The following is a 14,032-nucleotide window of genomic DNA, read 5'->3' on the forward strand; positions in this document are numbered from 1 at the left end:
GAAGTACGAGAAACGAGGTCGGATGATGCGTACGCGTCCGCTGAAGGTGGCGCTGCTGGGCTGTGGAGTGGTCGGCTCAGAGGTGGCGCGCATCATGACGACGCACGCCGACGACCTCGCGGCGCGCATCGGCGCTCCGGTCGAGCTCGCCGGCGTCGCCGTCCGCCGCCCCGACAAGGTCCGCGGCGGCATTCCGGCCGAACTGATCACCACCGACGCGACCGCCCTCGTCAAACGGGGCGACATCGACGTCGTCGTCGAGGTCATCGGCGGCATCGAGCCGGCCCGCACCCTCATCACCACCGCCTTCGAGCACGGCGCCTCCGTCGTCTCGGCCAACAAGGCGCTGCTCGCCCAGGACGGCGCGGCCCTCTACGCCGCCGCCGAGCAGCACGGCCAGGACCTCTATTACGAGGCCGCCGTCGCGGGCGCCATCCCGCTGATCCGCCCGCTGCGCGAGTCCCTCGCCGGCGACAAGATCAACCGGGTGATGGGCATCGTCAACGGCACGACGAACTTCATCCTCGACAAGATGGACACCTCGGGCGCCGGCTACTCCGAGGCGCTCGACGAGGCCACCGCCCTCGGGTACGCCGAGGCCGACCCGACCGCCGACGTCGAGGGCTTCGACGCGGCCGCCAAGGCCGCCATCCTCGCCGGCATCGCCTTCCACACGCGCGTGCGTCTCGACGACGTCTACCGCGAGGGCATGACCGAGGTCACCGCCGCCGACTTCGCCTCGGCGAAGCAGATGGGCTGCACCATCAAGCTGCTCGCGATCTGCGAGCGGGCCGCGGACGGCGGGTCCGTCACCGCGCGCGTGCACCCGGCGATGATCCCGCTGAGCCACCCGCTCGCCTCCGTCCGCGAGGCGTACAACGCGGTCTTCGTCGAGGCCGACGCCGCCGGGCAGCTCATGTTCTACGGCCCCGGTGCCGGTGGCGCCCCGACGGCTTCGGCCGTGCTCGGCGACCTCGTCGCCGTGTGCCGCAACAAGCTCAACGAGGCCAACGGCCCCGGCGAGTCCGCGTACACCCAGCTGCCCGTGAGCTCCATGGGCGAGGTCGTCACGCGGTACCACATCAGCCTCGACGTGGCCGACAAGCCGGGCGTCCTCGCCCAGGTCGCGACGGTCTTCGCCGAGCACGGCGTGTCGATCGACACGGTCCGCCAGCAGGGCAAGGACGGCGAGGCCTCCCTCGTCGTCGTCACCCACCGCGCGCCCGACGCCGCCCTCTCCGGGACCGTCGACGCGCTGCGGCAGCTCGACACCGTGCGCGGTGTCGCCAGCATCATGCGTGTTGAAGGGGAGTAAGGACCCATGACCAGCAAGGGCACCCACCAGTGGCGCGGCATCATCGAGGAGTACCGGGACCGCCTTCCGGTCACGGACACGACGCCGGTCGTCACGCTCCGTGAGGGCGGCACGCCGCTCGTCCCCGCTCAGGTGCTCTCCGAGCGCACGGGCTGCGAGGTGCACCTCAAGGTCGAGGGCGCCAACCCCACCGGTTCCTTCAAGGACCGGGGCATGACCATGGCCATCACCAAGGCCAAGGAGGAGGGCGCGCAGGCGGTCATCTGCGCGTCCACCGGCAACACCTCCGCCTCGGCGGCGGCCTACGCGGTCCGTGCCGGCATGGTCTCCGCCGTGCTGGTGCCGCAGGGCAAGATCGCGCTCGGCAAGATGGGCCAGGCCCTCGTGCACGGCGCGAAGATCCTCCAGGTCGACGGCAACTTCGACGACTGCCTGACGCTGGCCCGCAGCCTCTCCGAGAACTACCCGGTGGCGCTGGTCAATTCGGTCAACCCGGTCCGTATCGAGGGCCAGAAGACCGCCGCGTTCGAGATCGTGGACATGCTCGGCGACGCCCCCGACATCCACGTCCTGCCCGTGGGCAACGCCGGCAACATCACGGCGTACTGGAAGGGGTACCGCGAGTACGCCGAGGACGGTCTCGCGACGCACCGGCCGCGCATGTGGGGCTTCCAGGCCTCCGGTTCCGCGCCGCTCGTGCGCGGCGAGGTCGTCAAGGACCCGTCGACGATCGCCACCGCGATCCGCATCGGCAACCCGGCCTCGTGGGACTACGCGATCGCCGCGCGCGACGAGTCGGGCGGCTTCATCGACGAGGTGACGGACCGTGAGATCCTGCAGGCCTACCGCCTGTTGGCCGCGCAGGAGGGCGTCTTCGTCGAGCCCGCCTCGGCCGCGTCGGTCGCCGGTCTGCTGAAGGCCGCCGCCCAGGGCAAGGTCGACCCGGGTCAGCGGATCGTCTGCACCGTCACCGGAAACGGCCTGAAGGACCCCGACTGGGCCGTCGCCGGCGCGCCGCAGCCGGTCACCGTCCCGGTCGACGCGGCGGCCGCCGCCGAACGCCTCGGCCTGGCCTGATCCCACCCCGCCCCGGCGGGGAAAGACCCGATCGATACCCGATCAGGAACGTACATAGGCGCACAGGTTGGCTCGCGACACGCATCGTGCGCCTCCTGTGCGCCCTATGTCGCCACAGAACCTTCCTTCGATAGGCTGTACCCAACCCGCCCCGACGCATATGCGCGGTGTCGTTGCCGTTGTCGCCTTCGTGGCCGAAACGGCCCCCGGGTCTCCGAGTACTTCGCCTTCCGTACTCGTTGTGCGAAGCCCCTGCTGTTCGAAATGCCTGTTGCCGCAATCAAGGAGAGTCAACGAGCGATGGCCGGTCCAGCGTTCCGCGCCGCCGCCGTACGGGTGCGCGTCCCCGCCACCAGCGCCAACCTCGGCCCCGGCTTCGATGCCTTCGGCCTGTCGCTGGGGCTCTACGACGACGTCGTCGTCCGGGTCGCCGACTCCGGACTGCACGTCGACATCGCCGGCGAGGGAGCCGAGACGCTCCCGCGCGACGAGCGCCACCTGCTCGTACGCTCCCTGCGCACGGCCTTCGACCTGCTCGGCGGCCAGCCCCGCGGCCTCGAGGTCGTCTGCGCCAACCGCATCCCGCACGGCCGCGGCCTCGGCTCCTCCTCCGCCGCCATCTGCGCCGGCATCGTCGCCGCCCGCGCCGTGACCATAGGCGGGGACGCCAAGCTCGACGAGGCCGCCCTCCTCGAACTGGCCACCGAGATCGAGGGCCACCCCGACAACGTCGCCGCCTGTCTGCTCGGCGGCTTCACGCTCGCCTGGACCGAGTCCGGCGCCGCGAAGGCGATCAGGATGGATCCTTCGGATTCCATCGTTCCGGTGGTTTTCGTCCCCGGAAAGCCCGTACTCACCGAGACCGCCCGCGGACTTCTGCCGCGCACGGTCCCGCACGTGGACGCCGCGGCCAACGCCGGGCGCGCCGCCCTCCTCGTCGAGGCCCTGACCCGCCGCCCCGAGCTGCTGCTCTCGGCCACCGAGGACCGGCTGCACCAGGAGTACCGGGCTCCCGCGATGCCCGAGAGCATCGCCCTGGTGAACCGACTGCGGGCGGACGGTGTCCCCGCGGTCATCTCCGGCGCGGGCCCCACGGTGCTCGCGCTGGCCGAACACGGGACGGCCGACAAGGTCGCCCTGCTCGCGGGCGAGGGCTGGGCCGCCAACCGGCTCGACCTCGACGCGTCCGGAGCGGTCGTGCTGCCGCTGGCGCCCTAGGGCGCGGCGGCGGGGGGCGCCGGGCAGCGCCCCCACAGTGCTCCGGACTGGAGATTGCCGGTGAGGGAGAGGGGGAATTTTTGTTGGAGCCGGTAGTGTTAACCTCAAGTCTGCACCCGACCTCTTTGTGGAGCGGTGCGGAGAGTCCCCATCAGGGACCACCATTCTTCCGAGAGCCTCCTCAACTGCCTGAGCAGCCTGCCTGAGCAGTTTTGAGCACGCTCCGGAACCGGCACGACACCCCTCGCTCTCTCGCAGTGAGGGCCGAGCAGGGGGCGCTCGGGCCGGACCCACAGCACGTTTTCTCCCTTCCGCCGTACCCGGCGGGACCACCGCCCCGGACACGGTCCACAAGCCAGGACCGCTGCCGGACAGCACAACCGGTCGCCGAGCCAGATGGCCGACGTCCGCTCCAGGGAAGGACCCTTCGTGAGCGACACCACCGATCTGATGGGCGTGACTGCCGACAACAGTGTCGACACCGCCGCGCCCTCCGCAGGTGCTGCCACCGGCGGCACCGCACGGCGCCGCCGCTCCGGCACCGGCCTCGACGGCATGGTTCTGGCCGAGCTGCAGCAGGTCGCGTCCGGCCTCGGCATCAGGGGCACCGCGCGGATGCGCAAGAGCCAGCTGATCGAGGTCATCAAGGAGGCGCAGGCCGGAGGCGGATCCGCCCAGGCCGCCCCGGCCAAGGCCGCCGACGCCTCCGACACCAAGCCGAAGCGCCGCGCCACCTCCAAGGCGCGCACGGACGAGGCCGCCGAGGCCGCCGCGCCCAAGGCGGAGAAGGCCGAGAAGGCCGTCGCCCAGCAGCAGATCGACATCCCGGGTCAGCCTGCCTCCGACGACCAGCCGGTCGGCGAGCGCCGTCGTCGCCGGGCCACCGCCCCCGCCGGTTCGCCGGAGGGCGAGGCCAAGGCCGAGGCCGCGCAGGTCGTCAAGACCGAGGCCCGCACCGAGACCCGTACGGACGCGCAGGCCGAGGCGGCCGTCGACGGTGCCGAGGGCCGTGGCCGTCGTGACCGCGGCGAGCGCGGTGAGCGCGGCGACCGCCGTGACCGCCGTGACCGTCAGCGCGACCGCGCCAAGGGCGACGAGCAGCAGGGCGGTGGCCAGGGCGGCCAGCGTCAGCGCCAGGGCGGCCAGGGCCAGGGCCAGCAGGGTCAGGGCCAGAGCCAGGGTCAGCAGGGCGGCCAGCAGGCCGGTCCGCAGGACGACTACGACGACGCCGAGGGCGGCCGTCGTGGCCGTCGCGGGCGCTACCGCGACCGTCGTGGCCGTCGCGGCCGTGACGACTTCCAGGCCGGCGAGCCGCAGGTCGCCGACGACGACGTCCTGATCCCCGTCGCGGGCATCCTCGACATCCTCGACAACTACGCGTTCATCCGGACCTCGGGCTACCTGCCCGGTCCGAACGACGTGTACGTCTCCCTCGCCCAGGTCCGCAAGAACGGCCTGCGCAAGGGCGACCACGTCACCGGCGCCGTGCGGCAGCCGAAGGAGGGCGAGCGCCGCGAGAAGTTCAACGCGCTGGTCCGCCTGGACTCGGCGAACGGCATGGCCGCCGACTCCGGCCGCGGCCGTCCGGAGTTCAACAAGCTGACCCCGCTCTACCCGCAGGACCGCCTCCGCCTGGAGACGGACCCGGGCGTGCTGACCACGCGGATCATCGACCTCGTGTCGCCGATCGGCAAGGGCCAGCGCGGTCTGATCGTGGCCCCGCCGAAGACCGGCAAGACCATGATCATGCAGGCGATCGCCAACGCGATCACCCACAACAACCCCGAGTGCCACCTGATGGTCGTCCTGGTCGACGAGCGTCCGGAAGAGGTCACCGACATGCAGCGGTCGGTCAAGGGCGAGGTCATCTCCTCGACCTTCGACCGCCCGGCCGAGGACCACACCACCGTCGCCGAGCTGGCCATCGAGCGCGCCAAGCGTCTCGTGGAGCTGGGTCACGACGTGGTCGTCCTGCTCGACTCGATCACCCGCCTGGGCCGCGCGTACAACCTCGCGGCGCCGGCCTCCGGCCGCATCCTGTCCGGTGGTGTCGACTCGACCGCGCTCTACCCGCCGAAGCGCTTCTTCGGTGCCGCGCGCAACATCGAGGACGGCGGCTCGCTGACCATCCTCGCCACCGCGCTCGTGGACACCGGCTCCCGCATGGACGAGGTGATCTTCGAGGAGTTCAAGGGCACCGGCAACATGGAGCTCAAGCTCGACCGGAAGCTCGCCGACAAGCGCATCTTCCCCGCGGTGGACGTCGACGCGTCCGGCACCCGCAAGGAGGAGATCCTGCTCGGCGCCGACGAGCTCGCGGTCACCTGGAAGCTGCGTCGCGTGCTGCACGCGCTCGACCAGCAGCAGGCGATCGAGCTGCTGCTCGACAAGATGAAGCAGACGAAGTCGAACGGCGAGTTCCTCCTCCAGATCCAGAAGACCACCCCTGGAGCGAGCAACAACGACTGACGCGAGAGCTGCGTCACACGACGACAACCGGGCCCCGCGCCCGTAACCCCGTCGTGACCTGCGTAAACCACCGCGCCCACCGTGCCCAGCACGGTGGGCGCGGTGCGTCGCTCACCGAAACCACACAGGGAGCCGTGCAACCCTTTCGGGTGCTTCGCCGTCACAGAAGGTGAACCGAGGGCCCGAGGGAAGACGATGACCGAGCAGAACAGCAGCGGACGCGTCCGCGGCGGGGGCGGCGGCCGACGCCGCAAGCAGCCCGCCAAGCGCCGCAAGGCGCCGATCCTGATAGCCGGGGCCGCCGCGGTCCTCGTGCTCGGCGGCGCCGGTCTCGGCTACGTGTACTTCAAGCTCGACGGCAACATCCAGGGCGTCGACATCAACGCCCAGCTGGGCACCGAGCGCCCCAAGAACATCGACAACGGCTCCATGGACATCCTCGTCCTCGGCTCCGACTCCCGCTCCGGCGACAACGCCGCCTACGGCAAGGACGAGGGCGGCGCCCGCTCCGACACCGCGATGGTCGTCCACGTCTACGAGGGCCACAAGAAGGCAAGCGTCGTCTCCATACCCCGCGACACGCTCATCGACCGGCCCTCCTGCACCGACGGCAAGGGCGGCACGGTCCCCGGCCGGCACCGGGCCATGTTCAACACCGCCTACGAGGTCGGCGGCCCCGCCTGCGCCGTCAAGACCGTCGAGTCGATGTCCGGCATCCGCATGGACCACTACATCGAGGTCGACTTCACCGGCTTCAAGAAGCTCATCGACGAGCTCGGCGGCGTGGAGATCACCACCACGCAGGCCATCAAGGACTCCAAGAGCCACCTCGACCTCGCCCCCGGCACCCACACCCTCGACGGCGAGCAGTCCCTCGGCCTCGTCCGCACCCGCAAGAGCGTCGGCGACGGCAGCGACCTCGGCCGCATCCAGCTCCAGCAGGCCTTCATGAAGGCCTTCATCGACCAGGTCAAGGACGTCGGCGTCTTCACCAACCCGAAGAAGCTCCTCGACCTCGCCGACGCCGCCACCAAGGCGATCACCCCGGACTCCGAGCTCGACTCCGTCCAGGAGCTCATGGGCTTCGCCCAGGGCCTCGCCGGCATCGGAGCGCAGAACGTCCACATGGTCACCCTGCCCGTCGAGTACGACCCCCGGGACCCCAACCGCGTGATCCCGCTGGAGGCCGAGTCGCGGCAGGTCTGGACGGCGCTGAAGAAGGACCTGCCGATCCCCGCCTCCGCGACCCGGGACGCCGCCACCGGCAAGGCCGACGGGGTCGTGAAGTAGCCCGGGAATAGCCCGGGGCCGACCCCCGTTTTGGGAGATACGGCCGGTCCTGGCAGACTGGTACGTCGGCCCCGGTTCACGCTTGCCGCAACCCGCGACGGCGACCCGGAGCCCTCCCGAAACTAGGAGACACCTTGAAGCGCGAGATCCACCCCGAGTACGTCGAGACCCAGGTCAGCTGCACCTGTGGCGCGTCGTTCACCACCCGTAGCACCCTGACCGAGGGCACCATCCGTGCCGAGGTCTGCTCCGAGTGCCACCCGTTCTACACGGGCAAGCAGAAGATCCTCGACACCGGCGGCCGCGTCGCCCGCTTCGAGGCCCGCTTCGGCAAGGCCGCCGGCTCCGCCAAGTAGCGAGCCCCTGCGCCGGTCCACGGTCGCCCCGCGCGGGTGGCCGGGACCGGCGCTTTGCCGTCCCGTAGAACTGACGAAAACCAGGAGCCCCCGATGTTCGAGGCGGTCGAGGAACTGGTCGGCGAGCACGCCGACCTGGAGACGAAGCTCGCGGACCCCTCGGTCCACGCCGACCAGGCGAACGCGCGCAAGCTCAACAAGCGCTACGCCGAGCTGACCCCGATCGTCGGCACGTACCGGGCCTGGAAGCAGACCGGCGACGACATCGAGACCGCTCGCGAGTTCGCGCACGACGACCCGGACTTCGCCGCCGAGGTCAAGCAGCTGGAGAAGGACCGCGAGGAGCTCACCGACAAGCTCCGCCTCCTTCTCGTCCCGCGCGACCCGAGCGACGACAAGGACGTCATCCTGGAGATCAAGGCGGGCGCGGGCGGCGACGAGTCCGCCCTCTTCGCCGGCGACCTGCTCCGCATGTACCTCCGGTACGCCGAGCGCGTCGGCTGGAAGACCGAGATCATCGACGCCACCGAGTCCGAGCTCGGCGGCTACAAGGACGTCCAGGTCGCCGTGAAGACCAAGGGCGGCAACGGCGCGACCGAGCCCGGCCAGGGCGTCTGGGCCCGCCTCAAGTACGAGGGCGGCGTCCACCGCGTCCAGCGCGTGCCCGCGACCGAGTCCGCCGGCCGCATCCACACCTCCGCCGCCGGCGTGCTCGTCACGCCCGAGGCCGAGGAGGTCGACGTCGAGATCCACGCCAACGACCTGCGCATCGACGTCTACCGCTCGTCCGGCCCCGGCGGCCAGTCGGTCAACACCACCGACTCCGCGGTCCGCATCACGCACCTGCCGACCGGCATCGTCGCCTCCTGCCAGAACGAGAAGAGCCAGCTCCAGAACAAGGAGCAGGCCATGCGCATCCTGCGCTCCCGGCTGCTCGCCGCCGCCCAGGAGAAGGCCGAGGCCGAGGCCGCCGACGCCCGCCGCAGCCAGGTCCGCACGGTCGACCGCTCCGAGAAGATCCGTACGTACAACTTCCCGGAGAACCGGATCTCGGACCACCGGGTCGGCTTCAAGGCCTACAACCTGGACCAGGTCCTCGACGGCGACCTGGACGCGATGATCCAGGCCTGCGTCGACGCCGACTCCGCCGCCAAGCTCGCCGCGGCATAAGTTCCGTAAGCCCCACCCCCGCACCACGGAGGACCAGCGTGAACCTGCTGCTTGCCGAGGTGGCCCAGGCCACCCAGCGGCTGGCCGACGCCGGCGTTCCCTCACCGCGTTTCGACGCCGAGGAGCTCGCCGCGTTCGTGCACGGCGTCAAGCGGGGGGAGCTGCACAACGTCAAGGACGCGGACTTCGACGCCCGCTACTGGGAGGCGGTCGCCCGCCGCGAGGCGCGCGAACCGCTCCAGCACATCACCGGCCGGGCGTTCTTCCGCTACCTGGAGCTCCAGGTGGGCCCCGGCGTCTTCGTGCCCCGCCCCGAGACCGAGTCGGTCGTCGGCTGGGCCATAGACGCCGTGCGCGCCATGGACGTCGTGGAACCCCTCATCGTCGACCTGTGCACCGGTTCAGGGGCCATCGCCCTCGCCATGGCGCAGGAGGTGCCGCGCTCGCGCGTGCACGCCGTCGAGCTCTCCGACGACGCCCTCGTGTGGACCCGCAAGAACGCCGAGGGCTCGCGCGTCACCGTCCACCAGGGAGACGCGCTCAGCGCCCTCCCCGAGCTGGACGGCCAGGTCGACCTGGTCATCTCCAACCCGCCGTACATCCCGCTCACCGAATGGGAGTACGTGGCGCCCGAGGCCCGCGACCACGACCCGGAGATGGCCCTCTTCTCCGGCGAGGACGGCCTCGACACCATCCGCGGCATCGAGCGCACCGCCCACCGGCTGCTTCGCCCCGGCGGCCTCGTCGTCATCGAGCACGCGGACACCCAGGGCGGACAGGTCCCGTGGATCTTCAACGAGGAGGCGGGCTGGGCCGACGCCGCCGACCACCCGGACCTGAACAACCGGCCGCGCTTCGCGACCGCCCGCAAGGCAATGCCATGACCACGCACCACGCGCACGAGGAGGCCGGGAACTGATGGCACGGCGATACGACTGCAACGAGGCCACCGACCGCGTGACCGGCCTGCGCGAAGCCGCGTCCGCCGTCCGCCGCGGCGAGCTCGTCGTGCTGCCCACCGACACCGTGTACGGGATCGGCGCGGACGCCTTCAGCAGCGAGGCCGTCGCGGACCTGCTCACCGCCAAGGGCCGCGGCCGCACCATGCCCACGCCCGTGCTCATCGGTTCCCCGAACACCCTCCACGGCCTGGTCACCGACTTCTCCGAGCAGGCCTGGGAACTCGTCGACGCCTTCTGGCCCGGCGCGCTCACCCTCGTCGCCCGGCACCAGCCGTCCCTCCAGTGGGACCTCGGCGACACCCGCGGGACCGTCGCCATCCGGATGCCGCTGCACCCGGTCGCCATCGAGCTGCTCACCGAGGTCGGCCCGATGGCCGTCTCCTCGGCCAACCTCACGGGCCACCCGTCCCCGGAGGACTGCGACGCGGCCCAGCAGATGCTCGGCGACTCCGTCTCCGTCTACCTCGACGGCGGGCCGACGCCCGGCATCGTCCCCTCGTCCATCGTCGACGTCACGGGCAAGGTCCCGGTGCTGCTGCGCGAGGGCGCGCTGTCGCCGGAGGAGCTCCGGAAGGTCGTACCCGACCTCGAGGTGGCCAGTTGACCGCCCCTGAGGGGCGTGGCATAGCGGGGTTCGACGACAGCAGCACCTTCCGCATCCTCCACGTCAGCACCGGCAACGTCTGCCGCTCGCCGATCACCGAGCGGCTGACCCGCCATGCCCTGTGCGACCGGCTCGGCGACCCCCTCGGCGGCGGCCTGATCGTGGAGAGCGCCGGCACCTGGGGCCACGAGGGCGCCCCCATGGAGGCCAACGCCGAACTGGTCCTCGCCGACTTCGGCGCCGACTACAGCGGCTTCGTGGGCCGCGAGCTCCTCGACGAGCACGTGATCCGCGCGGACCTGGTCCTCACGGCGACCCGCGACCACCGCGCCCAGGTCATCTCGATGGGCCACTCGGCGGGGCTGCGCACCTTCACCCTGAAGGAGTTCACCCGCCTCGTCCGCGCCATCGACCCCGCCACCCTTCCCGACCCCCGGCACGACGGCATGGTCGAACGCGCCCGCGCCCTCGTCCGTGCCGCCGCCGCTCTACGCGGGTGGCTCCTCGCCCCCTCCCTCGACGCCGACGAGGTCACCGACCCCTACGGCGCCCCCATCACCTTCTTCCGCTCCATCGGCGAGGAGATCAACCAGGCCCTCGACCCTGTGGTCACCGCCCTGACGGGGGTCTCGGCGAAGCCCTGAGGGCCCCGGGGTTCCGACGGGCGGGGAGGTGGACGCGCGCCTACATTGGGGGCATGGCGGTGAGCGTGTCGGTGGATGAGGATCTGGGGGTTCTGCGGAGGCGGGATCCTGAGATCGCGGATGTGGTGCTGGGGGAGGTACGGCGGCAGGCGGACAGTCTGCAGCTGATCGCGGCGGAGAACTTCACGTCGGAGGCGGTGCTCGCGGCGCTGGGCTCGCCCCTGGCGAACAAGTACGCCGAGGGGTACCCCGGCGCGCGGCACCACGGGGGCTGCGAGTACGTGGACGCGGCGGAGCGGATCGCCGTGGAACGGGCCACCGCGCTCTTCGGGGCGGATCATGCGAACGTCCAGGCCCATTCGGGTTCCGCGGCCGTCCTGGCGGCCTACGCGGCCCTTCTGAGGCCCGGTGACACGGTCCTGGCCATGGGCCTCGACCACGGCGGCCATCTGACACACGGATCGCCCGCGAACTTCTCCGGCCGGTGGTTCGACTTCGTGCCGTACGGCGTCGACGCCGAGACCGGGCTCGTCGACTACGAGCAGGTCGCCGCGCTCGCCCGTCACCACCGGCCGAAGGCGATCGTCTGCGGCTCGATCTCGTACCCCCGCCACCTCGACTACGCGGTCTTCCGCGAGATCGCCGACGAGGTCGGCGCCTATCTCATCGCCGACGCCGCCCACCCGATCGGCCTGGTCGCCGGGGGAGCGGCGCCGAACCCCGTGCCGTACGCCGACGTCGTCTGCGCCACCACCCACAAGGTGCTGCGCGGCCCGCGTGGCGGGATGCTGCTGTGCGGCGAGGACCTGGCGGGGCGGGTCGACCGCGCGGTGTTCCCGTTCACCCAGGGCGGCGCCCAGATGCACACGATCGCGGCGAAGGCGGTCGCCTTCGGCGAGGCGTCCACTCCGGCGTTCACCGCGTACGCCCATCAGGTGGTGGAACACGCGAAGGTGCTCGCCGCCGCGCTCGCCGCCGAGGGCTTCGCGCTGACCACCGGCGGCACGGACACCCACCTCATCACCGCCGACCCGGCCCCCCTCGGCGTCGACGGCCGCACCGCCCGCGCCCGGCTCGCCGCCGCCGGCATGGTGCTCGACACCTGCGCCCTGCCGTACGGGGAGGGGCGCGGTATCCGGCTCGGCACGGCCGCCGTCACCACCCAGGGGATGGGCGCCGCGGAGATGGCGAGAATCGCCGCCCTGTTCACCGTCGCCCTTCGTGACGACCCCGCGGAAACGGCCCGGGTGCGGGCGGAGGTACGGGAGCTGACCGGCCTGTTTCCCCCGTATGGACGCTGAGCGGAGACCGCCCGCAACCGTTCGGGACGCCCCGGTGTCTCCAACCACATGGACGGCACGGCTAGGGTGTGGGGCTGAGATGGCCAGCGATTCCTGTGGGGCAGCCCGTGCGTGATTACCTGCTGACGCTCTGTGTCACGGCCGCGGTGACCTATCTGCTCACCGGTCCGGTGCGGAAGTTCGCCATCGCGACCGGGGCGATGCCGGAGATCCGCGCCCGCGACGTACACCGAGAACCGACTCCGCGGCTCGGTGGCATCGCCATGTTCTTCGGGCTGTGCGCGGGCCTCCTCGTCGCCGCCCACCTGCAGAACCTGAGCAGCGTCTTCGAGCTGTCCAACGAGCCCCGCGCGCTGCTCTCCGGCGCCGCGCTGATCTGGCTGATCGGCGTCCTCGACGACAAGTTCGAACTGGACGCGCTGATCAAGCTCGGCGCGCAGATGATCTCCGCCGGCGTGATGGTCGCGCAGGGTCTGACGATCCTGTGGCTGCCGATCCCCGGCGTCGGCACGGTCGCGCTCACCCCGGGCCAGGGCACGCTGCTCACGGTCGCCCTGGTCGTCCTCACCATCAACGCGGTGAACTTCGTCGACGGCCTCGACGGCCTCGCCGCCGGCATGGTCTGCATCGCCGCCGCGGCCTTCTTCCTGTACGCGTACCGCCTCTGGTACGGCTACACGATCGAGGCGGCCGCCCCCGCGACGCTCTTCGCGGCCATCCTCATGGGCATGTGCCTGGGCTTCCTGCCGCACAACATGCACCCGGCGCGGATCTTCATGGGCGACTCGGGCTCGATGCTGATCGGCCTGATCCTGGCGGCCTCGGCGATCTCGATCACCGGCCAGGTGGACCCCGACGTCCTGAAGCTGTTCGAGGGCTCGACCCGCGAGGCCACCCACGCCGCCCTGCCGGTCTTCATCCCGCTGGTGCTGCCGCTGACGATCATCGCGATCCCGATGGCGGACCTGATCCTCGCGATCGTGCGCCGTACGTGGAAGGGCCAGTCGCCGTTCGCGGCGGACCGCGGCCACCTGCACCACCGGCTCCTGGAGATCGGCCACTCGCACAGCCGGGCGGTGCTGATCATGTACTTCTGGTCGGCCCTGATCGCCTTCGGGACGCTGGCGTACTCGGTCCACTCGACGTCGATGTGGATCGTCCTCGGCGTCGTCGCGCTGAGCGCCATCGGTCTGGTGCTCCTCCTGCTGCCGCGCTTCACCCCGCGGGCTCCGCGCTGGGCCCAGTCGGTCGTGCCGCCCCGCTACCGCCGGCGCAAGCGGATTTCGGTCCCGGAGCCCGTCGTGGAGGCCCCGGTGGTCGAGGAGGAGCGCGTTCCGGTGCCGGCGGGCATCAACGGCGCCACCGCCATCGGCAACCGCGCGCGCTTCCCCGACCGGCGGAAGGCCGGAACGCCGAGTTGACGAAAGCCGCATTCGCGGCCAATACCAGACAGGGTGCCCCCGTGTCGCGCACACACGCGCGCCGTCACTCTCATGTGTGACTGTTGGCACACCTTATGGGTAAAGACCTATTCAAATAGTTTGTGATACCGTTCACGAGACCCGGCGACAGTGCCGAAAGACCGTAGTGCGACGGTCTGTTGGCCCCGAGACCCACCTCGGACCG

The 14,032-nt window shown here is 71.1% G+C and carries 12 protein-coding genes; all 12 read left to right on the forward strand.

The window, feature by feature from the left end:
• Window positions 1-22: 22 nt before the first annotated feature.
• Window positions 23-1,315, forward strand: a complete 1,293-nt coding sequence (locus ACZ7G1_RS11010) for a homoserine dehydrogenase (protein ID WP_470872344.1) — start codon at window positions 23-25, stop codon at window positions 1,313-1,315.
• A gap of 6 nt (window positions 1,316-1,321) precedes the next feature.
• A complete protein-coding gene (gene thrC, locus ACZ7G1_RS11015; protein ID WP_470872343.1) occupies window positions 1,322-2,392 on the forward strand; it encodes a threonine synthase in 1,071 nt (356 codons plus the stop codon).
• Between the two features lie 300 nt (window positions 2,393-2,692).
• Window positions 2,693-3,610: a homoserine kinase gene (thrB, locus tag ACZ7G1_RS11020; protein ID WP_470872342.1), complete on the forward strand. Its 918-nt coding sequence runs from the start codon at window positions 2,693-2,695 to the stop codon at window positions 3,608-3,610.
• A 429-nt stretch (window positions 3,611-4,039) separates the two neighbouring features.
• Window positions 4,040-6,079 (forward strand): transcription termination factor Rho, encoded by a 2,040-nt coding sequence (gene rho, locus ACZ7G1_RS11025; RefSeq protein WP_470872340.1) that lies wholly within the window; start codon window positions 4,040-4,042, stop codon window positions 6,077-6,079.
• A gap of 195 nt (window positions 6,080-6,274) precedes the next feature.
• Window positions 6,275-7,369, forward strand: coding sequence for an LCP family protein (locus ACZ7G1_RS11030; protein ID WP_470872339.1), 1,095 nt, complete (start codon window positions 6,275-6,277; stop codon window positions 7,367-7,369).
• Window positions 7,370-7,503: 134 nt separating this feature from the next.
• The gene (gene rpmE, locus ACZ7G1_RS11035; RefSeq protein ID WP_015036196.1) at window positions 7,504-7,725 is read left to right on the forward strand and encodes a 50S ribosomal protein L31; all 222 of its coding nucleotides are present in this window, start codon (window positions 7,504-7,506) and stop codon (window positions 7,723-7,725) included.
• 93 nt (window positions 7,726-7,818) lie between these two features.
• Window positions 7,819-8,895 (forward strand): peptide chain release factor 1, encoded by a 1,077-nt coding sequence (prfA, locus tag ACZ7G1_RS11040; RefSeq protein WP_470872337.1) that lies wholly within the window; start codon window positions 7,819-7,821, stop codon window positions 8,893-8,895.
• A gap of 38 nt (window positions 8,896-8,933) precedes the next feature.
• Complete coding sequence (gene prmC, locus ACZ7G1_RS11045) at window positions 8,934-9,779, forward strand: peptide chain release factor N(5)-glutamine methyltransferase (protein WP_352188985.1); 846 nt, start codon at window positions 8,934-8,936, stop codon at window positions 9,777-9,779.
• Between the two features lie 34 nt (window positions 9,780-9,813).
• Window positions 9,814-10,461, forward strand: coding sequence for an L-threonylcarbamoyladenylate synthase (locus tag ACZ7G1_RS11050; RefSeq protein WP_470872336.1), 648 nt, complete (start codon window positions 9,814-9,816; stop codon window positions 10,459-10,461).
• A complete protein-coding gene (locus ACZ7G1_RS11055) occupies window positions 10,458-11,105 on the forward strand; it encodes an arsenate reductase/protein-tyrosine-phosphatase family protein (RefSeq protein WP_470872335.1) in 648 nt (215 codons plus the stop codon). The genes ACZ7G1_RS11050 and ACZ7G1_RS11055 overlap by 4 nt, the downstream gene beginning before the upstream one ends.
• A 53-nt stretch (window positions 11,106-11,158) precedes the next feature.
• The gene (locus tag ACZ7G1_RS11060) at window positions 11,159-12,406 is read left to right on the forward strand and encodes a serine hydroxymethyltransferase (protein WP_470872333.1); all 1,248 of its coding nucleotides are present in this window, start codon (window positions 11,159-11,161) and stop codon (window positions 12,404-12,406) included.
• A gap of 107 nt (window positions 12,407-12,513) precedes the next feature.
• Window positions 12,514-13,827 carry an MraY family glycosyltransferase gene (locus ACZ7G1_RS11065; protein ID WP_470872331.1) on the forward strand — a complete coding sequence of 438 codons (1,314 nt, stop codon included), beginning with the start codon at window positions 12,514-12,516 and terminating at the stop codon, window positions 13,825-13,827.
• Window positions 13,828-14,032 lie beyond the last annotated feature (205 nt).

This window comes from Streptomyces sp. NPDC037273 (assembly GCF_055603625.1).